General features: G+C 66.5%; 24 protein-coding genes. 11 read left to right on the forward strand and 13 right to left on the reverse strand.

Going from position 1 to position 22,781, the window contains the following annotated elements; translation table 11 throughout:
- Positions 1-27: 27 nt before the first annotated feature.
- Both KBI52_RS11830 and KBI52_RS11835 read right to left on the reverse strand, forming a co-directional pair.
- Entirely contained in the window at positions 28-456 is a 429-nt protein-coding gene (locus KBI52_RS11830) for a DoxX family protein (protein WP_210807633.1), read from the reverse strand.
- Between the two features lie 22 nt (positions 457-478).
- The gene (locus tag KBI52_RS11835; protein ID WP_173946000.1) at positions 479-910 is read right to left on the reverse strand and encodes a VOC family protein; all 432 of its coding nucleotides are present in this window, start codon (positions 908-910) and stop codon (positions 479-481) included.
- A gap of 61 nt (positions 911-971) precedes the next feature.
- Here KBI52_RS11835 and KBI52_RS11840 point away from each other — a divergent pair, with 61 nt between their 5' ends.
- Positions 972-1,673 carry a helix-turn-helix domain-containing protein gene (locus KBI52_RS11840; RefSeq protein ID WP_210807635.1) on the forward strand — a complete coding sequence of 234 codons (702 nt, stop codon included), beginning with the start codon at positions 972-974 and terminating at the stop codon, positions 1,671-1,673.
- Between the two features lie 24 nt (positions 1,674-1,697).
- Here KBI52_RS11840 and KBI52_RS11845 read toward each other — a convergent pair whose 3' ends face one another.
- From KBI52_RS11845 to KBI52_RS11855, 3 genes are all read right to left on the reverse strand, one after another.
- The gene (locus KBI52_RS11845; RefSeq protein WP_210807637.1) at positions 1,698-2,429 is read right to left on the reverse strand and encodes a dienelactone hydrolase family protein; all 732 of its coding nucleotides are present in this window, start codon (positions 2,427-2,429) and stop codon (positions 1,698-1,700) included.
- 265 nt (positions 2,430-2,694) lie between these two features.
- Complete coding sequence (locus KBI52_RS11850) at positions 2,695-2,874, reverse strand: hypothetical protein (RefSeq protein WP_173945997.1); 180 nt, start codon at positions 2,872-2,874, stop codon at positions 2,695-2,697.
- A 105-nt stretch (positions 2,875-2,979) separates the two neighbouring features.
- Positions 2,980-3,252, reverse strand: a complete 273-nt coding sequence (locus tag KBI52_RS11855) for an HNH endonuclease (protein ID WP_210271969.1) — start codon at positions 3,250-3,252, stop codon at positions 2,980-2,982.
- Between the two features lie 94 nt (positions 3,253-3,346).
- Here KBI52_RS11855 and KBI52_RS11860 point away from each other — a divergent pair, with 94 nt between their 5' ends.
- The 3 genes from KBI52_RS11860 (at position 3,347) to KBI52_RS11865 (ending at position 5,139) form a co-directional block, all read left to right on the forward strand.
- The gene (locus KBI52_RS11860; protein ID WP_210271968.1) at positions 3,347-3,895 is read left to right on the forward strand and encodes a BON domain-containing protein; all 549 of its coding nucleotides are present in this window, start codon (positions 3,347-3,349) and stop codon (positions 3,893-3,895) included.
- Positions 3,896-3,958: 63 nt separating this feature from the next.
- A complete protein-coding gene (locus tag KBI52_RS33460; RefSeq protein WP_256439487.1) occupies positions 3,959-4,090 on the forward strand; it encodes a hypothetical protein in 132 nt (43 codons plus the stop codon).
- A gap of 230 nt (positions 4,091-4,320) precedes the next feature.
- Positions 4,321-5,139, forward strand: coding sequence for a MipA/OmpV family protein (locus KBI52_RS11865; protein WP_210807639.1), 819 nt, complete (start codon positions 4,321-4,323; stop codon positions 5,137-5,139).
- 72 nt (positions 5,140-5,211) lie between these two features.
- On the opposite strand, the gene KBI52_RS11870 is transcribed toward KBI52_RS11865, so the two are convergent.
- The 6 genes from KBI52_RS11870 to KBI52_RS11895 all read right to left on the reverse strand — a co-directional run bounded on the left by KBI52_RS11870 (position 5,212) and on the right by KBI52_RS11895 (position 13,065).
- Positions 5,212-5,598 (reverse strand): 6-carboxytetrahydropterin synthase, encoded by a 387-nt coding sequence (locus KBI52_RS11870; protein WP_173945993.1) that lies wholly within the window; start codon positions 5,596-5,598, stop codon positions 5,212-5,214.
- A gap of 197 nt (positions 5,599-5,795) precedes the next feature.
- Positions 5,796-7,730, reverse strand: a complete 1,935-nt coding sequence (locus KBI52_RS11875; protein ID WP_210807641.1) for a bifunctional diguanylate cyclase/phosphodiesterase — start codon at positions 7,728-7,730, stop codon at positions 5,796-5,798.
- Between the two features lie 32 nt (positions 7,731-7,762).
- On the reverse strand, positions 7,763-8,266 hold the full coding sequence (locus KBI52_RS11880) for a molybdopterin-dependent oxidoreductase (RefSeq protein ID WP_371823161.1): 504 nt from the start codon (positions 8,264-8,266) through the stop codon (positions 7,763-7,765).
- Positions 8,267-8,515: 249 nt separating this feature from the next.
- Complete coding sequence (locus tag KBI52_RS11885) at positions 8,516-9,454, reverse strand: ring-cleaving dioxygenase (RefSeq protein WP_173945990.1); 939 nt, start codon at positions 9,452-9,454, stop codon at positions 8,516-8,518.
- Between the two features lie 145 nt (positions 9,455-9,599).
- A complete protein-coding gene (locus KBI52_RS11890) occupies positions 9,600-11,036 on the reverse strand; it encodes a M20 family metallopeptidase (protein WP_173945989.1) in 1,437 nt (478 codons plus the stop codon).
- A 175-nt stretch (positions 11,037-11,211) separates the two neighbouring features.
- Positions 11,212-13,065, reverse strand: coding sequence for an ABC transporter ATP-binding protein (locus KBI52_RS11895; protein ID WP_210807643.1), 1,854 nt, complete (start codon positions 13,063-13,065; stop codon positions 11,212-11,214).
- Between the two features lie 261 nt (positions 13,066-13,326).
- Here KBI52_RS11895 and KBI52_RS11900 point away from each other — a divergent pair, with 261 nt between their 5' ends.
- Entirely contained in the window at positions 13,327-13,701 is a 375-nt protein-coding gene (locus KBI52_RS11900) for a hypothetical protein (protein ID WP_210807645.1), read from the forward strand.
- Positions 13,702-13,754: 53 nt separating this feature from the next.
- On the opposite strand, the gene KBI52_RS11905 is transcribed toward KBI52_RS11900, so the two are convergent.
- Positions 13,755-15,299: an ATP-binding protein gene (locus KBI52_RS11905; protein ID WP_173945986.1), complete on the reverse strand. Its 1,545-nt coding sequence runs from the start codon at positions 15,297-15,299 to the stop codon at positions 13,755-13,757.
- Positions 15,300-15,499: 200 nt separating this feature from the next.
- Between KBI52_RS11905 and KBI52_RS11910 the strand changes: the two genes are divergently transcribed.
- From KBI52_RS11910 to KBI52_RS11930, 5 genes are all read left to right on the forward strand, one after another.
- Positions 15,500-15,754, forward strand: coding sequence for a hypothetical protein (locus KBI52_RS11910; RefSeq protein ID WP_210807647.1), 255 nt, complete (start codon positions 15,500-15,502; stop codon positions 15,752-15,754).
- Positions 15,755-15,908: 154 nt separating this feature from the next.
- Positions 15,909-16,556: a TetR/AcrR family transcriptional regulator gene (locus tag KBI52_RS11915; protein ID WP_210807649.1), complete on the forward strand. Its 648-nt coding sequence runs from the start codon at positions 15,909-15,911 to the stop codon at positions 16,554-16,556.
- Entirely contained in the window at positions 16,553-17,539 is a 987-nt protein-coding gene (locus KBI52_RS11920) for an HlyD family secretion protein (RefSeq protein WP_210807651.1), read from the forward strand. Before KBI52_RS11915 ends, KBI52_RS11920 begins: the two co-directional genes overlap by 4 nt.
- Positions 17,536-18,498 carry an ABC transporter ATP-binding protein gene (locus tag KBI52_RS11925; RefSeq protein WP_210807652.1) on the forward strand — a complete coding sequence of 321 codons (963 nt, stop codon included), beginning with the start codon at positions 17,536-17,538 and terminating at the stop codon, positions 18,496-18,498. Before KBI52_RS11920 ends, KBI52_RS11925 begins: the two co-directional genes overlap by 4 nt.
- Entirely contained in the window at positions 18,495-19,667 is a 1,173-nt protein-coding gene (locus KBI52_RS11930; RefSeq protein ID WP_210807654.1) for an ABC transporter permease, read from the forward strand. The genes KBI52_RS11925 and KBI52_RS11930 overlap by 4 nt, the downstream gene beginning before the upstream one ends.
- 3 nt (positions 19,668-19,670) lie before the next feature.
- Here KBI52_RS11930 and KBI52_RS11935 read toward each other — a convergent pair whose 3' ends face one another.
- On the reverse strand, positions 19,671-21,182 hold the full coding sequence (locus tag KBI52_RS11935) for an MDR family MFS transporter (RefSeq protein ID WP_371823160.1): 1,512 nt from the start codon (positions 21,180-21,182) through the stop codon (positions 19,671-19,673).
- Between the two features lie 188 nt (positions 21,183-21,370).
- On the opposite strand from KBI52_RS11935, the gene KBI52_RS11940 reads away from it, so the two are divergent.
- Complete coding sequence (locus tag KBI52_RS11940; protein ID WP_210807656.1) at positions 21,371-22,564, forward strand: winged helix-turn-helix domain-containing protein; 1,194 nt, start codon at positions 21,371-21,373, stop codon at positions 22,562-22,564.
- The last annotated feature ends 217 nt before the right edge of the window (positions 22,565-22,781 follow it).

Raw genomic sequence — 22,781 nt, forward strand, 5'->3', positions numbered from 1 at the left:
GAGCCCGGTCCGCGGCTGCCCGGCAGGTCAGCGGGCGAGCGGCAGAAGCGCCCTCACGCGGGGATCGCGCAGCCAGAGACCCGCCCAGAGGGCGATCCCGAGATAGACGCCGAACAGCGTATGGCTCAAGAGCGGGCTGCCGATGCGCAGATGAGTGGCGACGGCGCCGCCGAGATAGGCGGTGACCAGGATCGCACCCAGGACGGAGGTGCGCGGATAGGCATGGAGCAGCGCGGAGGCGACGAGCACGACGCCGAGCGCACGCCACAGGGCGGGATCGGTCGGCCATCCGAGCGGGGTCACCGTGTCGATCACCACCTGGAGCGGCACCAGCTTGATCGCTCCGTCGAAGAGCAGGAACAGGACGACGAGCCCGCTCAAGGCTCGTCCGGTCCAGATTGCTGCACCGTTTCCGGTGCCGGCGGATGCCATCGGCGTGTCGGACATCGCAGTCATACGTTTTCTCCCTGTCGGTGCCTCAGGCTGATGCGGGCGCGCTCATGGCCTCCTGGGCCGCCGCAAGATCCATCCACATCACTTCCCAGATATGACCGTCCGGATCCTCGAAGCTGCGGCCATACATGAAGCCGTAATCCTGCTTGGGTCCTGGATCGGCCCGGCCGCCGGCCGCCGCCGCGCTGGCGAGCGTCGCGTCGACGTCGTCCCGGCTCTCGGCGGACAGGCAGATCAGCACCTCGGTGGTATCGCGGGCGTCGGCGATCTTCTTCGGCGTGAACTGGCGGAACTTGTCGTGCGTCAGGAGCATCGCGTGGATGGTTTCGGAGAAGACCATGCAGGCGGCGGTGTGATCGGTGAACTGCTCGTTCTTGACGGCGCCCAGAGCCTCGTAGAACGCGATCGACTTGGGCAGGTCGGCAACGGGCAGGTTCACAAAGATCAGCTTGGACATCGGTCTCTCCCTCAAGCTTGCGGTTTGACATTGATTCCATGAAAAGTTATTTATAGCAACTATGAAGTTAGAAAATGTAACTGAGCAATCGCCCAGTCGATCTAAGCGGCATTACGAGGATGCCTGCGCGACCGCTCATGCCCTCGATCTCGTGGGCGAGCGCTGGGCCCTTCTGGTCATGCGGGAGCTCATGCTGGGGCCGAAGCGCTTCGGCGACCTGCGCGAGAGCCTGTCGGGGATCAGCGCCAATGTCCTCACACAGCGCCTGGAAGGGTTGGAGGCGGCCGGCATCCTCGTGCGGCGCAGGCTGCCCCCGCCGGCGGCCGTGCAGGTCTACGATTTGACGGAATGGGGCTACGAGAGCGAGCCGATCTTTCAGGCGCTCGGCCGCTGGGCCGCACGCTCCCCGTCGCACGATCCCACTCTGCCGTTCAGCACGGCCTCGCTGGTGCTGTCCATGCGGACCATGTTCGATGCGGGGCGGGCCGGCGGCCTTGACGCCCGAATCGGCTTTCGTATCGGCGAGGAGACCTTCCTCGCCCGCCTGGCCGAGGGCCGCATCGAGATCGCGCGTAGCCCGCTCGATCCGGCCGACGTGATCCTGTCGGGAGCTCCGCAGGTCCTGGCCGGCGCGATCTATGGCGGCCAGCCGCTGGAGGCGCTGGAACAGGCCGGCGCGCTTCAGATCGAAGGCGACCGCGTCCTCGCGGGCCGTTTCGTGAGCCTGTTCCCACTGCCGCCGAAGGCTTCGGTGCCTGCCTGAGACGTCCCGCGCGCAAGGGCAGGCTCATCGCAGCGTCTCGTGGAACAAGGTCGTGAGCCGCTTCCAGTGGCGCTCGGCCCCGCCTGCGTCATAGACGCTGTGGTCGGATACCGCCCAGCCATGGGCCATGCCGACGTAATTCTCGATGATGTGGTCGACCTCGGCCCGGCGCAAAGCCTCCGCCAGCAGGCCCGATTGTTCCGGCGGAAAGCTGCCGTCGACGCCCGCGCTGCCCACATAGACCCGCCCCCTGATGGTGGAGACGTGGCGATGCGGGCTGTCGGGCGCATCGCTGGCCAGCCGTCCGCCATGGAAGCTCGCCGCGGCAGCGATGCGGTCGGGATAGGCGGCCGCCGCATGAAGCGCGCGGCTCCCGCCCATGCAATAGCCGACGGTGCCGATCCGGCCGGTCGCACCGGCCTCCGTCAGGGCCTCGATGAACGCCGCCGAATCGCGCCGGGTCATGTCCTGGCTCGTGCCCTCGATCATGCTCCTCAGGGCGCTGCGGGAGGGCTCTTCGGAAAAGGCCGTCCTGGCGTCGAAGGGTCCGTAATCGCCGAAGCGATAGAAGAGATCGGGAACGAGAACCGCATAGCCCTCGGCGGCGAGGCGCTCGGCCATGGCGTCGAGCGCGGGGCGTAGCCCGAAGGCATCCATGTAGAGAATGACCCCCGCGGCGGTCTGATGATCCGGGCGGAACAGCCCTGCCCGGGCGGTTCCGTCCTCCGTTCGAATCGAAATGTCCTGCTTGGCCAAGGTCGTCTCCTCGTGTCTGCGCGGCCCGTCGGAACCCTCGCCGAGAGCGGGCGTTTCCCGGCCTCTCCTATGACGGCAGAGGCGCGCCCTTTCAAATGCGGACCGTCATGACGGTCCTCCGAAACGCCCGGAAGGGCTGCTTTCCGCATCGAGCCTGTCATGCTGGGAGCAACGAGGATGCCGACCGTGCGGCCCGAATACGCGACGGGAGCGAGAGCCGGGCGTTCCTTGAGGATGCACGGGAGGGCGCCCGCCGCCTGACGGATCAGGGGCCTCCGGCCAGGGATCCCACGACCGCCATGGTGAGCTCGTCGAGATTGACGCGACCTTCGATGGTGATCATCTCGGCCTCACCCGCCTTGACGCGCAGCCCCTGCTCGCCCGCTTCCGATTGGCGCTTCAGCTCGGCCACGATGGCCTCACGCACCTGATCCTCGATGTTCATCCTGACCGTCCTCTCATCGCGGCGTTGCCTGCTGACGAACGTCGGCACGGACAGGGCTGTTCCACACCGGCACAGCATCCGATGCTCACGGCTTCTCTCCGATGCTCACGGCTTCTCCTGGCGGGCCTTCAGGGCCTTGAACGCCTGTGCGTCCATGGTGCCGCGCTCGTTGTTGCAGGCCGAGCAGGCCAGCACGAGGTTGTCCCGGTCGAGCGGACCGCCGAAGGATTTGGGCATCACGTGGTCGAGGGTCGCGAGATCGGGCGCACGCTTCACACCCGGGCCCGGACGCCGCGCGGGGATGCCGCAATACACGCAGCGGCCCGCGTCGCGGGCGAAGACGTCATTGAAAAGCCTGATGCGCTGCGCTGTCTTCATGGTGCTGGAATCTGCGTTCCTTTCGGACGGGCCTTTCGTGTGGAACCGGACGGGAAGCGGGGTGGTTGCTCCTGCAATCGAAGGAGAAGACCCCATGGTAGATACCCGCCGCCGGAATCGGAACCCTTTCAATGACGACAACGGCTACGGCGACGTGCCGCCGCGCGGTGCCGTCGGCTTCCGCGGCGAAGGTCGTGAATATCCGGGCGGCTACGGCAGCGATGCCAACGAGTTCGCCGGCGGCGTGATCGACGACGGGCGGGGCGGACCTCCGGACGACGAGGGGTTCGACCCTGGCTACAGCCGCGACCGCTCCGGACTTGGCGCCTTCGGCTCACGCGATCCGAACGACGCCGAGGTGCAATCGGGCCGGGACGAGGCTCGCCCGTCCGGAGCCCATCGCGGTCGCGGCCCCAAGGGGTACAAGCGCTCCGACGAGCGCATTCACGAGGATGTCTGCGAACGGCTGACAGAGGATCCCTTCATCGACGCCTCGGACATCGAGGTCCTGGTGAAGGACGGCGAGATCACCCTCAACGGCACCGTCTCCAGCCGCGGCCTCAAGCGGCGCGCCGAGGATCTGGCGGAACTGGCCTCAGGGGCTCTCCACGTCCAGAACAATCTGCGCGTGCAAGGGGCCTGAAGCCTCCAGGACACAACCTGCCGTCCGGATCGTCACGGAACCTCGGGCGGCGGCATGGGATGAGTGACCGGCCTGTCCGATTCCGGCGGCTGCTCGGGCAGAGGGGACGGAGTGCTGGGGGGCATGGGCGGCACTGGCGTCTCGGGCGGGATCGGCATGCTCGGCACCGGCTCGGTCGGAGGCGGCTTGGGATAGAATTCATCCGGCTGCGGACGAGAGCTGGCGCTGATCGCGGTCAAAAGGATCTCCCTTGCAACATTCTGGCTCGTGTTCAACCGCCCAGCTGCGCGAAAGTTCTCCGGCTGCCGAAGCCCGGGCGCCGGGACCCATCGTCATCAAGGCGAAACCATAGGCGCAATCCCAGGCTTGACCTTACGTCCGTTTGAGGCCACCACGGCAGGGTGGAATCTCGAATTGGAAAAGCCATGCGCGTAGCCCCCTCCCTCGCCTTACTGACGGCCCTCGTGGCGGGTTCGAGCATGGCTCAGGCAGCCGATCCGTTCTTCTCGCAGGAACCCATTCAGGCCTCCACGGGCTGGATCGTCACCGTGAAGGGCAATCTGCGGGTCGGCCCTTCCTATCCCGGTTCGGACGAGTTCAGCTTCATCGGCTATCCGTCCCTGAGCTTCCGCCGGCCTGGCACGGTCGAGCGCTTCAGTGCTCCCGACGACGGCCTGAGCTTCTCGTTCCTGGAGGAATCGGCCTTCCGGATCGGCGTCGTAGGCCGCTTCGTGGGCGGACGCTATCTGCAGGACAACCGGGAGCTTTTCGGCCTGGAGAAGATCGACTGGGCGGTGGAGCCCGGCGTCTTTGTGGAATACTGGCCGCTCGAGTTCCTGCGCGCCCGCGCCGAGATCCGGCACGGCTTCGGCGGCCACGAGGGCTTCGTGGCCGATTTCGGCCTCGACGCGGTGCAGCGCTTCGGAGCGTTCACGGTCTCGATCGGACCCCGCCTTGCTCTCGGCGACTCCGAATTCACCCGCACCTATTTCGGCGTGACGCCCGTCGAGGCGGCGCTGAACGGCCAGGTTACGCCGTATCGGCCGTCCGGCGGCGTCACGTCGGTCGGCGCGACCGGCGCGATTAGCTACGACTGGTCGCAGCAATGGTCAACGACCGCGTTCGTCACCTACAAGCGTCTCGTCGGCGACGCCGCCGACAGCCCGATCGTCAAGAGCTTCGGCTCGGAGAATCAGTGGGGCTTCGGCCTGACCGCGTCCTATTCGTTCAGCTACACGCCTTAACCACGGCGCCTGTCCCAAAACGAAAGAGCCGCCTCTCAACGGCGGCTCCTGTCCTGTGAGGGAGTGTGTCGCTCAGGCCGCGAGGCCGACCGCGCCCGCCGTCTCGCCGCGGTAGATGCAGCCCTCCGTGGAGCCGGGCATGCCGCGCCGGAGCTCGACTTCTTCGAGGTTCGGGAAGCGCGCCTTGACCAGCCTCCAGATATACGTGGTGACGTTCTCCAGGGACGCGATGCCAATCTCGGTGTTGAGATCGAGGTTGCCGTGATCGAGGCCCGATCCGTGCTCGCCCTTGATCTCCTTGATGTAGTTCTCGACGTCGTAGAGATTGACCGGCCAGCCATAGACCTCGTCGACCGGACCGCCGAAGGTGAGCTTGACGATGAAGGTATGCCCGTGCAGCCCGGAATAGGGCGCCACCGAATGCGCGGCCTCGAACGTAAACTCGCAATATGTCTTCATTCACCCTGCTCCCGTCGCCGGTTGTTTGCTGATTGCTGTCCCAAAGGCGCGGCCTGCTGAGCAGCCGTTCCGCTTCTTCGCATGTCCGCGTTCAGGCAATGGAAAATGTGCCTAGCATATTTCGCCTTGCCGATAAAACCCGAGGATACGTTTCAGCCATCGAGCGCTCGTCGCGACGAGCGCCGGGTGTTTGCCGACTAAGCGACTTGGACCTTGTGCTTGAGCGCCGCCATCGTATGAACCAGTTCCCGAGCCGGCTTCGGACGCCCGAAGAAGTAGCCTTGTGCATCGGTGCATCCGGCCGCTTGGATCTGCCGCAGTTGATCCTCCGTCTCGATCCCTTCGGCCACGGTGGGCATGCCCAGGCTTGCGCCCAGATTGGCGATGGACTGCACGATCGCCAGGCAGTCCGCCCGCTGAGACATCTCCCGCACGAAGGACTGGTCGATCTTGATTTTGTCGAAGGGGAAGCTGCGCAGATAGCTCAGGGACGAGTAGCCGGTGCCGAAATCGTCCATTGCGATGCGCACGCCGAGCCGGCGCAGCTGATGGAGCGTGGAGACAGTCATCTCGTTGTCCTGGAGCAGCACCGACTCGGTGATCTCCAGCTCCAGCCGATTCGGAGCCAGTCCGGACACGGCCAGGGCCCGGCTGACGCTCTGCACGAGTCCCCGGTTCCTGAACTGGATCGGCGAGAGATTGACCGCGACATGAACGTCGCCCGGCCAGCTCGCCGCTTCCTTGCAGGCTTCCTCGATGATCCAGTCGCCGAGGGGCAGGATGAGGCCGGTCTCCTCGATCACCGGGATGAACTCCGCCGGCGGAACGAGACCGCGCTCCGGATGGTGCCAGCGCAGGAGCGCTTCGAAGCCGCCGATCTCGTTCTTCTGGATGTTGATCTGCGGCTGGTAGAACAGCTCGAACTCGCCATTGCCGATGGCCTTGCGCAGATCGACTTCCAGGGCGCGGCGGGCCTGAAGCTGCTCGTCCATGTCCGGCTCGAAGAAGCGGAACGTACCCCGGCCATCGGCCTTGGCGTGGTAGAGCGCCATGTCCGCGTGCTTCAGAATCTGGCTCGGCGTCATGTTCTTCTGCGCCAGCGCAATGCCGATGCTGGTGCCGATGAACAGTTCCTGGCCGTTTACCCGGAAGGGCGCGCGCAGAGCCTCGACGATGCGCGCCGCGAGGGCGGCGCTCTCCTCTGACCGGCGGATTCCCGTCTGGAGGATGGCGAACTCGTCGCCGCCGAACCGGGAGATCAGATTTCGCACATGGCCTTCGCTGGCCGGAATGCAGGCGCGAAGGCGATCGGCCACGGCCTTGAGAAGATCGTCGCCGGTTTCATGTCCGAAGGAGTCGTTCACGTCCTTGAAATGGTCCAGATCGAGATAGGAAACGGAGACTGTGCGCCCATTCGCCTTCAGGCGCACGAGGGCGTGCTCGAGCTCGTTGCGGAGCACCACGCGGTTGGGCAGACCCGTGAGCGAATCCTGGTGCGCCAGGACGTGCAGCTCCTCATGAGCCCGACCCAGCAGCCGGTTGTGCTTGTCGAGCAGGAAGATCAGGACGACGCCGACGAGAATCAGGCTTGCCGCGATGCCGGAGAAGGCCCAATGCAGCCGGATCAGTTCCTGCTGATCCTTCTGGACCAGTGCGGCTCCGTGGTTATGGGCCACGGATGCAAGCTGCGAAAGCCTGCCTTCCAGGGGGCGCAGAAGGTCGAGCGCGTGTTTGGCTGCCGTTGGATCCTGCTCGATTTGAGCGATCAAGGGCTGGGCGGCGGCGAGCCTCTCCTGGAACTCGCGGAGGGTGGCGTGATGCTCGGGATTTCGCTGAAGAAGATCCTGGAAGCTCCCCTCGTTCAAGATCCGAGCCCTGCCAAGCAGGATGTCATAGCGCAGGTCGACCTCATCCTTGTCGACATCGCTTCCCGGCCCTCCGAACTCGGCCAGGCGTTGCTCGAGACGGATGAACTCGGAGGCGGCTTGCCCGGCTTCCCAGGCCGGGTTGTAGACGGAGATCTGCTGCAATGCACCCTGGCGCTGAACCACCAGCACCGAGATGTAGATGCCGGCAATCAGAAAGCCGCCGATGACGATCGCAATGACCGTTTTGAAGGTGCGCAGGGACAAGTGCTGGGGCCTCCGAGGCCTGCCGACGGGCGCTACTTCACTTCGATCTTGGCGACCTGCCAAGCCGAGCGGGCGTAGTAGGTCTGAGTCTTGAGCTCGGGATTGCTGTCGTACGGATAGACGATGAAGAGCGGACCTTTGTCGCGCACGGGCATGTACTCTCCGTCCCGCTTGAGAGCGAGGATGACGTTGAATTTGGCGAAATCCGCCATCGGGATCTCGGTGGCGTAATCATTGAGCGCGATAACCGAGACGCGCTCGCCCTTGGCCTCGACCTGCTTCATCAGCTTGTCGAGCGACACGCCTTCGAACTTGACCTTGCCGTCGTACCAGGGCGTCGTCGTCTCGATGGTGACGAGGCCGAGGGATTCCAGCATGGCCCGGTCGAACTGCGCCGTGTTGTCCTTGTTGGTGACGCCGATCTTGCCCGTGATCGTGAGGATCGGCCGCTCCTTGGGGACCGCGAGCGATGCGGCATACGCCGCGCCGATTATTCCTAGGAACGCAATGAGCGTCCCCAGCAGGCCCGTTCTCATCTTGGCGCCAAGCATGCAGATCCCCTACGGAAATTAATGTAAGCGATAGAAACACATAAAATTGATCGAAGTGTTACACAACTCGACCTCGGAAGTAAAAGCGGCGAATGCGCCGGTGTTATTTTGTAATGGTTATCTGAACGTATCGGTGTGAAATGCTCGACTGTGCCGACAAAGAAAAACCGCCCCGCACGGCGTGCGAGGCGGCGTCAGGACAGCAGTCCTTTTCGTCGTGAGAGCAGCGTCCGCCTAGAGCGGCTTCAGGCCGGCCTCGATCTGCGCCCGGCGCGGCTCCAGGAAGGGCGGCAGGGCCAAGCTCTCGCCGAGCTTGTCCATGGGCTCGTCCGTGGCGAAGCCCGGTCCGTCCGTGGCGATCTCGAACAGGATCCCGTTCGGCTCCCGGAAGTAGAGGCTCCGGAAGTAATAGCGATCGACCGGACCGCTGGAGGGCGCCCTGAGGGATTGCAGCCGCTCCCAGCATTCCTGATAGGTCTGCTCGTTGGGCGTCCTGAAGGCCACGTGATGCACGCCTCCCGCTCCCGGGCGGGCCGGGGACAGACCGGGCTCCACCGCAACGTGCAGCTCCGCGGCCGGACCGCCCTGGCCCATCTCGAACACGTGGACCGGGGTGTCGCCGACCCGGTATTCGCGCGCAACGCGCATGTCCATGGCCTCGGTCAGCACGCGGGCCGTCCGGTCGAGCTTCGGCACGCTGATCCGGATGGGGCCGAGGCCGCGGATCTGATACTCGACCGGCACCGGGCTCTGCTCCCAGGGATGGACCTCGCCCTGCCCGCCGTCGTCGACGAGGCTGAGGCGCTGACCTTCGAAATCTTCGAAATCGACGGTGAGCCGTCCGTCACGCTCCGCAATCGCCTCGCTGCGGATGTCGAGGCTCTTGAAGCGATCCTGCCACCATTGCAGCGCCTTCTCGCCGTTCACGCGCAGGGCGGTCTGCGAGATGCTGTGCGTGCCGCGCCGCTCGCGCTCGACGGGCCAGTCGAAGAACGTGATGTCCGTGCCGGGCGAGGCCTTTCCGTCTGCGTAGAACAGATGATAGGCGCTCACGTCGTCCTGGTTCACCGTCTTCTTCACGAGGCGCATTCCCAGAGCCTGCGTATAGAAGGCGTGGTTGCGGGGCGCGTCCGCGGTGACGGCCGTCAAATGGTGAATTCCCGTCAGTTGCATGGTGGTTTCTCCATCGAAGTTGCGATGAAGATAGACCTGCGGTGATGGCCTTGCGACCCCGCGGCACGCCAAGGCTTTCTTGCCGGAATGCAAGAACACCCCGGCGGACGGCCGGGGTATTTGCACAATTGACGATATCGGTCCGTCAGGCGGCCTTCGCCCGCAGATCGTCCGGAGTGACGTCCTCCGGGATCGGACAGCGATAATCCCGGCCGCCGGTGCGCTCCTTCAGCTCCGCCTTGGCGCGAAGAACGAGGTCCGGATTGCGCAGGCAGTCCGCCGCCGTGGCCGCCATGGCCTTGGCGGCCAGCACCATGCCCTTGTGGGCTGCCGGGAGGTTGCCCTGGGTGACGAGCTGCCATGTGTGGAACGGGGTGCCGATGGCAAAGCAGGCTGTATGGCATTGAACCGTCGGGACGATCCAGCTCACGTCGCCCACGTCGGTCGTGCCCATCATGACGTCTTCGCGAACCGGCATGGCGAGCACGCCGTCGTGCAGGATCTTGGTCCTGAGCGAGAGATCGTGCGGCTTGACGCTCGCCAGGATGTCCTCGTCCGTGAGCGCCTCCTTCTGGAGTCTCTCGGCGAACGCGAAGTCGGCCTCGTCGAAGCCGGGTGGCCCGAGGCGGCGCATGTTCTCGTACATGGCCCCCTGTAGCGCCTTGTTGGGCACGACATTCGAGGTGGCGTCCGTGATCTGCACCGAAACGGAGGTTTCCGTCATCAGGGAGGCGCCTTCCGCGATCTTCTTCACGCGCTCGAACAGCCGCTCGGTATCGGGAAGATGGGGCGAGCGCACGAGGTAGAGCGTTTCCGCGAAGGCCTGCACCACGTTCGGCGCGTTGCCGCCCGTGTTGGTGGTGGCGTAATGCACGCGGGCGTCGGACGGCATGTGCTCGCGCATGTAGTTCACGCCCACGTTCATCAGCTCGACCGCGTCGAGCGCCGACCGGCCCACATGGGGTGCAGCGGCCGCGTGCGCGGCGCGGCCCCTGAAGCGGAAATAGGCCTGGATGCAGGCGAGCGACGATGCGGTCTGCACCTCGTTCACCACGCTCGGGTGCCAGCAGAAGGCGGCGTCGAGATCGTCGAACAGGCCCGCGCGGGCCATGAAGGTTTTGCCGGAGCCGCTCTCCTCCGCGGGACAGCCGTAATAGCGCACGGTCCCGGCGATTCCTTCCGCGTGAAGCGCATCCTTGAGAGCGACCGCAGCGAGCGCGGAACCAGCCCCCAGCAGGTTGTGGCCGCAGCCATGGCCCGGCATCCCGGCCGCCGTCGGGGCATGGTCGACGCGCCCGGATTCCTGCGCGAGATCCGGCAGGGCATCGAACTCGCCCAGGATCCCGACGACCGGTCCGCCGTTTCCGAATTCGGCCATGAAGGCGGTCGCCATGCCGCCGACATTCGTCGTGATGCGGAAACCCTCGCGCTCCAGTAGGGCGATCTGCTCACGGACGGCGCGGTGCTCCTCGAAAGCGAGTTCGGGGGCGGCCCAGATGCGGTCGCTCAGATCGCAGTAGTCTTCGGCCTTGGCGTCGACGTGACGGGCGATCGCCTCGAGGCTCAGTCGGTCGTTGTGCATAACGTTATGATGTCTCATCGATGAGGAGTGGGCAAACACTATTGTCGATCGCCCCGAGGCGAAAGAGCGGGGCTCCGCATTGCAGGAGGGACAAATCCGCATGTGTCCCGACGATCGGTCGAGGCGCGGGACGCGGAGGCTCGTCCCTGTCGGAGATGGGGTGCGGTCACCTGGTTCAGACCGCCTCGTCCGGCACGCCCCGCCGCGGCGCGAGGAATCCGCCGGACTGGCGCGACCAGAGGCCCGCATAGAGGCCGCCGTTTTCCAGGAGCTCCGCGTGCGTCCCCTCTTCGACGATCCGGGTATCGTCCATCACGATCAGGCGATCCATCAGCTGCAGGGTCGAGAGGCGGTGCGCAATCGCGATCACCGTCTTGCCCTCCATGAGGGTGGACAGCGATTCCTGGATCGCCGCCTCCACCTCCGAGTCCAGGGCCGAGGTCGCCTCGTCCAGGATCAGGATCGGCGCGTCCTTGAGGATCACGCGGGCGATGGCGATGCGCTGGCGCTGGCCGCCGGATAGCTTGACGCCGCGCTCGCCCACATGCGCGTCGAAGCCGCGCCGGCCGCGCCCATCGACGAGACGCTCGATGAACTCGACCGCATGGGCCTGACGGGCCGCTTCATGCATGGCCTCGTCGCTGGCTTGAGGCCGCCCGTAGAGAATGTTCTCCCGGATGGAGCGATGAAGCAGGGACGTGTCCTGCGTGACCACCGAGATTTGGCCGCGCAGGCTTTCCTCCTGGATGTCGGCGATGTCCTGGCCATCGATCAGGATGCGTCCCTCCTGCGGTTCGAAGAAGCGCAGGAGCAGGTTGACCAGCGTCGTCTTGCCGACGCCTGAGCGCCCGACGAGCCCGATCTTCTCGCCGGGACGGATCGTGAGCCGCAACCGATCGATCACCTTGTCGCCGTCGCCGTAGGAAAAGCTCACGTGATCGAAGCGGATCTCGCCGCGGGTTACCACCAGGGGTCTGGCGGCGGGCCTGTCCTGCATGGTGAGCGGGCGCGAGATCGTCTTCATGCCCTCCTGCACCGTGCCGACATTCTCGAAGATGCCCATGACCTCGAAGGCGACCCAGCCGGACATGGAGACGATCTGGGTGGAGAGCAGCAGGGCCGTGGTCATGGTGCCCGCGTCGATGCGGCTGCCGCTGAAGAGCCACACGGCCACGGCGCCGGTCGAGACCAGGAAGACCGCGTTCAGCACGGTGAGCCCGGCCACGTAGAGGGTGTTGATGCGCTGCTGGCTCATGAAGGAGTCGTTGAGCCGCCTGTAGCCCTCGCTGATGTAGTCGTCCTCGTCCTTGCGGCGCCCGAACAGCTTCACCGTCATGATGTTGGTGAAGCTGTCCACTACCTTGCCGGTGACGGCCGAGCGCGCTTCGCTCGACGCGCGGGAGCGCTTCTGGATCCGCGGCAGCGACACGGCGAGCAGGGTCGTGTAGAGGAGGAACCATCCGGTCATCGGCAGGGCGAGGCGCCAGTCCTGCGTGGCGAGGAGCCCGATGGAGGCGGCCCCGAAGATCAGGATCTGCCAGACGGCCCGGGCGACGGACAGAACGGTCTCGCGCAGGGGGCGCCCGGTCTGCAGCACCCGGTTGGCGATGCGGCCCGCGAAATCCTCCTGGAAGAACCCTAAGGGCTGGCGCACCACATGCCAGTAGTTCTGCCAGTGCACCATGGTGGTGAAGGAGACCGCCAGCGAGTGGTTGACGAGCAGCCGGAACAGGATCGTCCCGAGCGGACGCACCACGAGGATGATGGCCCCCATGGCAACCAGCAGCGGCCCGGCCTCACGGAAGATGCCCTCTGGCGATGTGTGCGAGAGGGCATTGACCAGACGGCCGATGAGCCAGGGGATCAGCGCTTCGACGACGGCCAGCACGAACCCCAGCGCGAACAGCGCGATGAACAGCCCCTTCGCCTGTGCGATGAAATGCCAGTAGAAGCCCCAGAGATTGTCCGGAGGCGATTCCTCCGGGGGCCTTTTAGTGAAGTCGATCCGGGTCTCAAAGTAGCGGAACATCGTCGCGTCTCATGGTCTCCGACCCGAATCAGCCGAGCGAGGAGCGAAATGATGCAACACTCTTTGTCCCTGAGGTGACAATCGCGCGAAGTTGATGACCTGTCCGGCGGCCGAGACACTCGACCACCGGTCTTGTTGAAGGCCGGATGAGCGGTATCCCGTGATCGATCCGTCAGGCGGTGGCAGCCGTCTCGGCGATCGGATCATGAAGTCGTTTCCAAGAGGCCGCTGTGGCTGTATTCTTGGCGCTGGAGAATCGCCATGGTGGAGCTTGCACCGAGCTCAGTCATTCTGTGGGATACCCTCAAGCTGTCGGCCGAGCCGTTGCGAGGGCGCTGCGATATCCTGGTCGTGGCCCGGGTGAAGGTCCAGACGAGCGGACGAAAAGGCTTCGACGAGTATCGCATCAACTTCGAGCTGAACAGACATCACGGCCTCGTGTCCTATGACACCGAGGTCCTGACGCCGGCTGCTGGAGCGGATGAGCCCCTCTGGAGATACTCGGGACGGCGCGATCTTGTTGTGGCCGTCAAGAACCGCTTTCTCGCAACCCAACTCTACGCGCACGTCGCCGGTCAGCTGGGCTGGATGCCTGAGCAGCGCACGGACTTGATTCAGGCGCCCTTGGACCCCTGAGGCCATGAACGGGTGAGACGTCTGCGGCTCATCGGCATCGGCGATGACAAGAGCTATCCCACCGCGAACAGATCTCGCGTCTCCGGTGCCTGCGGCTCCTCGAAGGCGTTCGGGTCGCCCGGGCCGGTCTCCCAGCCGAGATCGGGGAGCGCGATGATGCGCAGCCCCCGCGGGTCGTTGCGGGTCACGACGATGTTGCGGCTTTCCATATAGGCGATGAGGCGCCGGGCGCGACCGGGCGAGCGGCTGCCGCAGGCGCGGGCGATCTCGCCGTCCGGCGGGCAGGCCGAGCCCTCCATGGCGGCCCGCGCGATGAGCAGGAAGACGCCCTGGATGTCCTCGGCGAGATCCGCCGCGAAGGCGACCGCCCTGTCCCATTCGGACCCCTCGGCCGTCGCCGTGTCGACGCCCGCGCGGGCGACCGCCAGGCGGCGCCGGAAGGCGTTGAGGTTCAGCGGCTCGCCGGAGACCCGGCGGATGCGGCAGCGGACGAGGAAATCCTGGTAAAGCACGGCGACCGACCGGAAGGCGGCCTCCGGATCGTCGAGGATCTCGCGCAGGATCGCATCGAGGGCGGCCTCGCGCTCGGCCTTGGACTGCTCGGTCTCCTGGGCCTGAGGCTCGGGCGCGGCGGCAGGCCGGGTGCGGGCGAGCTGGGCCAGGAGATCGTTGGTGGAGGGTGCCGGAGGCGCTGGAGGCGCCCGGCGGGGCATGACCGGACGGGCGATCACCTCATCCTCGCCGGCCTTGAAAATGAGGTCGCGGGCTTCTTCCTTGGGCTGCTCCGGGAGCGGCATGAGCTTGAAGCTGCCGCTGCGGGTCGAGGTCTCGACCGTACCGATGCGGATCGGCAGGGGGCGGCGCGACAAGGCCGGGCCGAGAGCCACGAAATGGCCGCGCTCGAGGTCACGGAACATCTCGGCCTGGCGGCGCTCCATGCCCAGGAGATCGGCCGCGCGGGCCATGTCGATGTCGAGGAAGGTGCGGCCCATGAGGAAGTTCGAGGCCTCCGCCGCGACGTTCTTCGCCAGCTTGGCGAGGCGCTGAGTGGCGATGATGCCGGCCAGCCCGCGCTTGCGGCCGCGGCACATGAGGTTGGTCATGGCCCCGAGCGACACCTTCCTGGCCTCGTCGGACACGTCGCCGGCGGCCGCAGGCGCGAAGAGCTGCGCCTCGTCCACCACCACGAGCATCGGGTACCAGTAGTCGCGCTCCGCATCGAAAAGGCCGCCGAGGAAGGCCGCCGCGCAGCGCATCTGCGCCTCGGCGTCGAGGCCCTCCAGGCTCAGCACCACGGAGACCCGGTGCTGGCGCACGCGGGCGGCGATGCGCTGCAGGTCGCCCTCGCTGCGGGAGGCATCGACCACCACGTGGCCGAACCTGTCCGCGAGCGTGACGAAGTCGCCCTCCGGATCGATGATGGCCTGCTGGACGAGATTGGCGCTCTGCTCGAGGAGGCGGCGCAGGAGATGCGATTTGCCGGACCCGGAATTGCCCTGGACGAGCAGACGCGTCGCCAGAAGCTCCTCCAGATCGAGCAATGCCGATTGTCCTCCCGGTGCGGAAGACGCCACGCCCATGTCGATGCCGACCTTCATCAGCCTCCCTCTTGCCGTCTAAAAACGATCCGGTTCGGTCCTAACACGGCAAGGCTTAAGGAAGTGCCGGGCCGAGATCATTCCTCCACAGGCGAAATAGGCTGTCCCCAGGCATGACGCCGCAGGTTTGCGCGAAACATGTGCGCCTCCGGACGATTGACTTGCACGATGTCCGTGGACCTCGATGCAGAAGAGGATCGATGCCCGTCGCGCCTCCCGCCAATCCCGTCCTTCATGCCGCTCCGGCTGTCGTCAGAGAAAAGGGAAGCCGGCCGGAGATCCTTGAGGCGGCGGCCGGTCGGTCCGTGATCCAGGAGGACGATTCCAGCGCCCCCATGCTCCCGCCGGCTGGCGCCTCGCGGGCCGATACTGTCTTTGCGACGGTCGGAACCATCCTGGTGCTGATCCTGGCCGTCGCGTTCATCTGGACCCTGTTCGGTCAGCGGCGCCGCTGATCCTCTGGCGCGGTGCCGGCGGGATTGCCCGGCGCCTGCTCGGCCTGCATTCCCCTCCGCCACGGAGATTGCGCCGCACGGATCATGATTCGACATCCAGGCATTTTCCCATTATCATGACTGTCCAGTCAGTCATCCTATTCGTGAGGATGTTGTGAGCGCTCGGCGAGGGACGAAACGGCAGGCTCCGGCCAGGAACGAAAGCGAGCGCCAGGCCAAGCTCCAGACGATCCTGGATGCGGCCTTGGATGTGTTTCTCGAGAAGGGTTTCGCCGACGCCCGCCTTGACGACGTTGCCGCCAGAGCAGGGGTCGCCAAAGGGACCTTGTATCTCTACGTGCCTTCCAAGCAGGCCCTGTTCGAGGCGCTGGTACGCTCCGGCATCGGCGGCCCCGTTGGGGCCATCGAGCAGAGAATCCCGGATCCCGATGTCTCGGCCGAGGATCAGCTCAGGGCATTGTTCCATGTCCTGAGGACGGAGATCCTCGGCACGCGCCGCCGCGACATTGTCCGCCTCCTCCTGATGGAGGCGAGCCGCTTTCCCGAGCTGGCGGAGGTCTACCATCGGGAGGTGATCGTCAGAGGCCTGCGAATCCTGCGCGGCATCGCCGACCGGGGCGTTGCCCGGGGCGAGTTCCGCTCGGACGAGATCGCGCGGTTCCCCCAGCTGGCCATCGCGCCGGCACTCGTCGCCCTGCTCTGGACGAGCCTCTTCCAGCGCTTCGATCCCATCGACATCGAGGCGATGCTGGAGGCGCATCTGACCCTGCTGATGAAAGCGCTGAAAGGGCATCCGTCATGAAGACCGCGCGGCTCGTCGCTCTGGCCGCGCTGCTGCTCGCCGGGGGGGCCGCCGCGTGGTTCTTCTGGCCACGGCCGGACGGCACAACCCGCTTCCAGGGCTACGTGGAGGGTTATCTGGTCTTCATGGCTCCCGAGGAGGGCGGGCGCATCGAGGAGCTTGATGTCGATTCCGGCGACCGGGTGACCGAAGGCAGGCTTCTCTTCAGCCTCGACGCGTCGGTGCAAACCGCGCAGCGCAACGAGGCCGATGCGAAGCTGCAGCAGGCGCGTGCGCAGCTCGCCAACCTGCGGGCCGCGCTCCAGCGCCCCGAGGAGATCGCCGTTCTCGAAGCCCAGGAAGCGCGCGCACAGGCGCAGCTCGACCTGTCGCAGGCCGAGCTCGACCGACAGAGGACCCTGTTCGAGCGCGGCATCGCCGCAAAGGCGCAGTACGATCAGGCGCGAACGGCCTTCGAGCGCGACAAGGCGGCCCTCGCCGAGGTTCAGCGGCAGATCCAGGCCGGGCAGATCGCCGGACGCTCGGCGGAGATCGCCGCCGCGGAGGCGGCCGTGCAGGCGAACGAGGCGGCCCTGATGCAGACCGAGACCCGACTCGCCAAACGCCAGGTGAAGGCGCCGTCCGACGCCCAGGTGCAGGACGTCTATTTCCGCGCGGGTGAAACGGTGAACGCGGGCCAGCCGGTGCTCGCCCTCCTGCCGCCCGCCAACCGGCGCATCCGCTTCTACGTGCCGGAACCCCTGCTCGCGACGGTGGCTCTCGGGCAGATCGTCGGTCTCTCCTGCGACAGCTGCCGGGAGGGGCTTGAGGCCCGTGTCAGCTTCATCTCCGGCGAGGCCGAGTTCACGCCGCCGGTGATATTCAGCGAGCAGGAGCGGGCGAAGCTCGTGTTCCGTGTCGAGGCGCGCCCGCTCGATGGCGCCGACCTGCCCATCGGCCTGCCGGTCACTGTCACGCCCACCGCCGCAGAGCCACGATCATGACCCCGGATGTCGCGGGGTCCCCTCCGGTCGCGGCGGAACCCGAGATCGTCATCGACGTGGAGGGGCTCACGAAATCCTTCGGCGGCCGACCCGTCGTGAAGAACCTCTCCATGCAGGTCCGGCGGGGTCTGATCTACGGCTTTCTCGGCCCCAACGGCAGCGGCAAGACCACGACGATCCGCATGCTGTGCGGGCTCCTGACCCCCGACAGCGGACACGGCACCTGCCTGGGCTACGACATTCTCACGCAATCGGCCGAGATCAAGCGTCACGTGGGCTACATGACGCAGAAGTTCTCGCTCTATGCGGACCTGTCGATCCGCGAGAACCTCGAATTCGTCGCCAGGGTCTACAACCTGGCCGATCCGCGACAGGCGGCACGCGACGCCATCCGGCGGCTCGGCCTCGAGAACCGCGCCGAGCAGCTCGCGGGCGAGTTGTCCGGTGGCTGGAAGCAGCGCCTTGCGCTCGGGGCCTGCATCCTGCCCGAGCCGCAGCTTCTCCTCCTCGACGAACCGACCGCCGGCGTCGACCCGAAGGCGCGGCGGGATTTCTGGGACGAGATCCACTCGCTCGCCCACGAGGGCATGACGGTGCTCGTCTCGACACATTACATGGACGAGGCCGAACGCTGCCACGAGATCGCCTATATCGCGTACGGGGAATTGCTGGCGCAAGGCACCGTCGCCGAGGTCATCGCGAACGCGCATCTGGCGACCTACACGGTCACCGGGCCCGATCTCGCCGGCCTCGCCGAGCGGCTCAGGATTCTCGACGGAGTCGACATGGTGGCGCCCTTCGGCATGGCCCTGCATGTGAGCGGCCGCGACGGCGGGAAGCTCGATGCGGCGACGCGGGCGATGCGCGAGCATGGGCCGCAGCACTGGGAGCCGGGCGAGGCGACGCTCGAGGATGTGTTCATCGATCTGATGAGCCGATCGAAGGACAATTTCGGATGAGCGCCGGGATCAGCGACGTCGACCGGCGCACGCGGGGTTTCAAGGCCTCGCTGATGCGCTTCGGCGCCGCCTTCATCAAGGAGCTGATCCAGCTGCGGCGCGACCGCATCACCTTCGCCATGATGATCATGATCCCGCTCCTGCAGCTCACCCTGTTCGGCTACGCGATCAACACCAGCCCCCGGCATCTGCCCACCGCCGTTCTCGTGCAGGACGACAGCGCCTTCGCCCGGTCGTTCGTCGCGGCGATGCGCGCGACCGATTATTTCGACATCTCCGTCGCGGCCGCGAGCGAGGAGGATCTCGACCGCCTGATCCTGTCCGGCAAGGTCCTGTTCGGCGTGCAGATCCCGGCGCATTTCGGGCGCGATCTCATGCGCGGCGAGCGGCCCGCGCTTCTCGTCGTGGCGGATGCCGCCGACCCGACGGCGACCGGCAGCGCCATCGCGGCCCTGCAGGGGCTCTCGTCCCAGGTGTTCTCCCGCGAGCTCACCGGGCCCGCAGCCAGCCTCGCGCCGCGGCCGCTGCCCTACGAGCTGCGCGTGCACCAGCGCTACAACCCGGCGGGCGAGACGCGCCTCAACATCGTGCCGGGCCTCATGGGGCTGATTCTGACCCTCACCATGCTGATCTTCACGGCGCTCTCGGTGACCCGCGAGATCGAGCGCGGCACCATGGAGAGCCTGCTCGCCATGCCGATCCGCCCGGTCGAGATCATGCTCGGCAAGATCGCCCCCTATCTGCTGGTCGGCGGCGTGCAGATGACGATCATCCTGGTCGCCGCGAGGCTCCTGTTCGACATCCCGGTGATCGGCAGCCTGTGGCTCCTGGTCGGCCTGACGCTGCTCTTCATCCTGGCCAATCTCTCGATCGGCTACACGTTCTCGACCATCGCCCAGAACCAGCTCCAGGCGATGCAGATGTCGTTCTTCTTCTTCCTGCCGAACATCCTCCTGTCCGGCTTCATGTTCCCGTTCAAGGGCATGCCCGGCTGGGCTCAGGCGGTCGGCGAGATCCTGCCGCTGACCCATTACCTGCGCATCGTGCGCGGGATCATGCTCAAGGGCGCGACCTTCACGGATCTGCAGACCGACGTGCTGGCCCTCGCGGTCTTCACCCTGTTCGCCATGGGCGTGGCGGTGGCGCGCTTCCGCCAGACTCTCGATTGAGGATCAGTCGGCCACCGCCGCCTCCGCGGCCTTGACGGCAGCGCCGCGCAGGGGCCGCTCCTCCAGCGCGAGGAGGAAGGCCAGCGACAGACCGAAGCCCACGATGGCCGCGATGAAGACCCAGCTGAACACATCCGCCAGATCGACCCCGCTCTGGGCCGCGACCGTGCTCAGGCTCTCGAAGCTCGTGGCCCCGCTCAGGCCGGCCCCGCCGAGCACGATGGCGCCGAAGATCGCCACGATGAAGGCGCCGCCGAGCGACCGGAAGAAATTGGCCGTGCCCGTCGCGGTTCCCATCTGGTGCGGAGCGACCGCGTTCTGGGTCGTCACCATGGTGACCGGCAGAACCGTGCCCAGCCCGATGCTGATGACGGCCAGGATGATCTCGACCATGAGGATCGACAGGGACTGGCCATAGGCCGCGAGGATTCCGGTCGTCGCCATGGCGACCAGGAGGCCCGCCGTGGGAAGCCGCTTGTAGTGCTTCACCTTGGCCATGGTGCGTCCGGACAGGGTGGCGCCCACCACCGTTCCGGCCATGAGGGGAATCAGCGCGAGGCCCGACTGGCTCGCCGAGATGCCGCGCACGGCCTCGAAATAGACCGGCAGATAGATCGTGAGGCCGATATAGGTGCCCATGCCGAAGCAGGCGGCGAGCACCGCCATGCGCACCACCGGGTTGTGCAGCACGCCCGGCGGGATCAGGGGCTCGGGCGCGAGCCGCATGCGGAGGGCGAACAGGATCCAGAGCACGACGGAGCCCGCGATGAGCCCCACGATCGGCAGGGAGCCCCAGGGATAGCGGATCCCGCCCCAGCTCAGGGCCAGGAGCAGCACGACCGTGGCCGCCACGAGGAGGAAGGCGCCGAGCAGATCGAGTTGGTGCGGGCGCTCGAACCGGGGCAGCCGCCTCAGGCTGCGATAGGCGATCGCGAAGGCGATGAGCCCCAGGGGCAGGTTGATCCAGAAGATCATCGACCAATGCAGCTTCTCCGCGATGAAGCCGCCGAGCACGGGCCCCAGGAGGCTCGAACTCATGAAGACGCTGGCGAAATAGACCTGGTAGCGCCCGCGCTCCTTGGGGGGCACGATGTCGGCGATGATGGTCTGCGCCAGCGCGATGAGCCCGCCGCCGCCGATGCCCTGCAGGCCTCGGGCCAGGATGAGAATCGTCATGGTGGGGGCGAGCGCGCAGGCGATGGACCCGATGACGAAGATCACGATGCCCGTCAGCATGATGCCGCGCCGGCCGTAGGAATCGCTGAGCTTGCCGTAGAGCGGCGTGACCGCCGTCGAGGTCAGGAGATAGACCGTCACGATCCAGGACAGATGCTCCAGGTCGCCCAGCTCGCGGCCGATGGTGGGAAGCGCCGTCGCGATGATGGTCTGGTCGAGGGCCGCCAGGAACATGGCCAGGATGACGCCGGCGATGATGGTGCGGATTTCGGCATGGCTCAGAGCCGTGCCCTGACCGCCGTGAGGCTGCGCTGTGGGGGATTGGTCCATGGTATCCATCGTGTTCCGGCAGGCTCATCTAAGGGACGACCACGGCCGTGTCGAACTTAAGATTGCAAGGCTGGTATGCGTCTGCGTTCGCGATTGGGCTAAGCCCCGGGTTGGTCCACAGGTTCCATCGGTCACCGGCATGGCTCCAGGGCCGCGGGTCTGGCGTTGACCTGCGATGTTTCTCTATTGTTCCTTTCATGGCATCCCGCACCCGATTCTCCCTCGCCCAGGCCCGGCGCATCGCGCTCGCCGCGCAAGGCTTCCATGAAGGCCGCCCCGCGGCGGCGGCCAAGCGCCATCTGAGCCGCGTGCTGCAGCGCTCGCACCTGCTCCAGATCGATTCGGTCAATGTGCTGGTCCGGGCCCATTACATGCCGCTCTTCTCGCGGATCGGCGCCTATGACCGCAGTCTTCTCGAGACGACCGCCTATCACCCGAGGCGGCGCGAGGCCTTCGAGTACTGGGGTCACGAGGCCTCCCTGATCCGCCTCGATCTGCACCCTCACTTCCGCTGGCGCATGGAGCGAGCCCGGCGCGGCGAGGGCATCTATGGCGGCCTCGCCCGGTTCGGGCGCGAGAGGCGCGCCTTCATCGAGGAGGTTCGCCGCGAGATCGAAACCCGCGGTCCGATCGGGGCGGGCGAGCTCTCGATCGGCGGTAAGGGTCAGGGCTCTTGGTGGGGCTGGAGCGACGGCAAGCGGGCGCTCGAATGGCTGTTCTGGGCCGGCCTGGTCACCACGGCCACGCGGCGCGGCTTCGAGCGCCTCTACGACCTGCCGGAGCGGGTTCTGCCCGCCCACATCCTGAACGCCCCGACGCCCTCGCCCGAGGAGGCGCAGCGCGAGCTGCTTCGGCTCTCCATCCGGTCGCTCGGCATCGCGTCGGAGCGGTGCCTGCGCGACTATTTCCGCCTGGACCCGCAGGACGCGAAGGCCCGCATCCCCGAACTCGTCGAGGCCGGCGATCTCGTCCCCGTCGCGGTGGAGGGCTGGAGCGGGCCGGTCTATCTCGACCCGCAGGCCAGGCACCCGCGCCGGGTCGAGGCCCGGGCCCTCGTGTCGCCCTTCGATCCGATCGTCTGGGAGCGCACCCGGACCGAGCGCCTGTTCGATTTCCGCTACCGGATCGAGATCTACACCCCGGTCGAGAAGCGCGAATTCGGCTATTACTGCCTGCCCTTCGTGCTCGGCGAACGAATCGTCGCCCGGGTCGACCTCAAGGCGGACCGGGCGGCCGGCAACCTCATCGTGCATTCGATCCATCCGGAAGCCGGCGTGTCCCCCGAGGAGATCGCCCCGGCGCTCGGGGACGAGCTTCGCCTCATGGCCGAGTGGCTCAACCTCGGCAGCATCACCGCCCCGAAGGCGTGGCGGACGTCGCTGGCGGTGTGAGCGCTCACCCTCGCCGGCAGCACCGCATGTGCCGGTGATCGCGATGATGGGAGGCGCGGCGCCGGTCCGGATTGGGATGGGCCCGCCTTGATCCTCTCCCGGTCATCACCGGGCTTGTCCCGGTGATCTCGCTTGCTTGAAGCGCCGCGCCGTTCCGATCGGGATGGCCGGCACAAGGCCGGCCATGACGCGGGAGGGTCGGATGACGGGGGAGCGT

This window comes from Microvirga sp. HBU67558, from assembly GCF_018069605.1.
Lineage (GTDB): Bacteria > Pseudomonadota > Alphaproteobacteria > Rhizobiales > Beijerinckiaceae > Microvirga > Microvirga terrae.

Excerpts from the sequence above, each read along its gene's own strand:
- KBI52_RS11905 (WP_173945986.1), bottom strand. The coding sequence starts at position 15,299 with ATGAAGGTCGGCATCGACATGGGCGTGGCGTCTTCCGCACCGGGAGGA.
- KBI52_RS11940 (WP_210807656.1), top strand. The coding sequence starts at position 21,371 with ATGGCATCCCGCACCCGATTCTCCCTCGCCCAGGCCCGGCGCATCGCG.
- KBI52_RS11930 (WP_210807654.1), top strand. The coding sequence starts at position 18,495 with ATGAGCGCCGGGATCAGCGACGTCGACCGGCGCACGCGGGGTTTCAAG.
- KBI52_RS11865 (WP_210807639.1), top strand. The coding sequence starts at position 4,321 with ATGCGCGTAGCCCCCTCCCTCGCCTTACTGACGGCCCTCGTGGCGGGT.
- KBI52_RS11910 (WP_210807647.1), top strand. The coding sequence starts at position 15,500 with ATGCCCGTCGCGCCTCCCGCCAATCCCGTCCTTCATGCCGCTCCGGCT.
- KBI52_RS11860 (WP_210271968.1), top strand. The coding sequence starts at position 3,347 with ATGGTAGATACCCGCCGCCGGAATCGGAACCCTTTCAATGACGACAAC.
- KBI52_RS11895 (WP_210807643.1), bottom strand. The coding sequence starts at position 13,065 with ATGTTCCGCTACTTTGAGACCCGGATCGACTTCACTAAAAGGCCCCCG.
- KBI52_RS11890 (WP_173945989.1), bottom strand. The coding sequence starts at position 11,036 with ATGCACAACGACCGACTGAGCCTCGAGGCGATCGCCCGTCACGTCGAC.
- KBI52_RS11885 (WP_173945990.1), bottom strand. The coding sequence starts at position 9,454 with ATGCAACTGACGGGAATTCACCATTTGACGGCCGTCACCGCGGACGCG.
- KBI52_RS11830 (WP_210807633.1), bottom strand. The coding sequence starts at position 456 with ATGACTGCGATGTCCGACACGCCGATGGCATCCGCCGGCACCGGAAAC.
- KBI52_RS11880 (WP_371823161.1), bottom strand. The coding sequence starts at position 8,266 with ATGAGAACGGGCCTGCTGGGGACGCTCATTGCGTTCCTAGGAATAATC.
- KBI52_RS11935 (WP_371823160.1), bottom strand. The coding sequence starts at position 21,182 with ATGGATACCATGGACCAATCCCCCACAGCGCAGCCTCACGGCGGTCAG.
- KBI52_RS11920 (WP_210807651.1), top strand. The coding sequence starts at position 16,553 with ATGAAGACCGCGCGGCTCGTCGCTCTGGCCGCGCTGCTGCTCGCCGGG.
- KBI52_RS11840 (WP_210807635.1), top strand. The coding sequence starts at position 972 with ATGAAGTTAGAAAATGTAACTGAGCAATCGCCCAGTCGATCTAAGCGG.
- KBI52_RS11900 (WP_210807645.1), top strand. The coding sequence starts at position 13,327 with ATGGTGGAGCTTGCACCGAGCTCAGTCATTCTGTGGGATACCCTCAAG.
- KBI52_RS11925 (WP_210807652.1), top strand. The coding sequence starts at position 17,536 with ATGACCCCGGATGTCGCGGGGTCCCCTCCGGTCGCGGCGGAACCCGAG.
- KBI52_RS11855 (WP_210271969.1), bottom strand. The coding sequence starts at position 3,252 with ATGAAGACAGCGCAGCGCATCAGGCTTTTCAATGACGTCTTCGCCCGC.
- KBI52_RS11870 (WP_173945993.1), bottom strand. The coding sequence starts at position 5,598 with ATGAAGACATATTGCGAGTTTACGTTCGAGGCCGCGCATTCGGTGGCG.
- KBI52_RS11835 (WP_173946000.1), bottom strand. The coding sequence starts at position 910 with ATGTCCAAGCTGATCTTTGTGAACCTGCCCGTTGCCGACCTGCCCAAG.
- KBI52_RS11850 (WP_173945997.1), bottom strand. The coding sequence starts at position 2,874 with ATGAACATCGAGGATCAGGTGCGTGAGGCCATCGTGGCCGAGCTGAAG.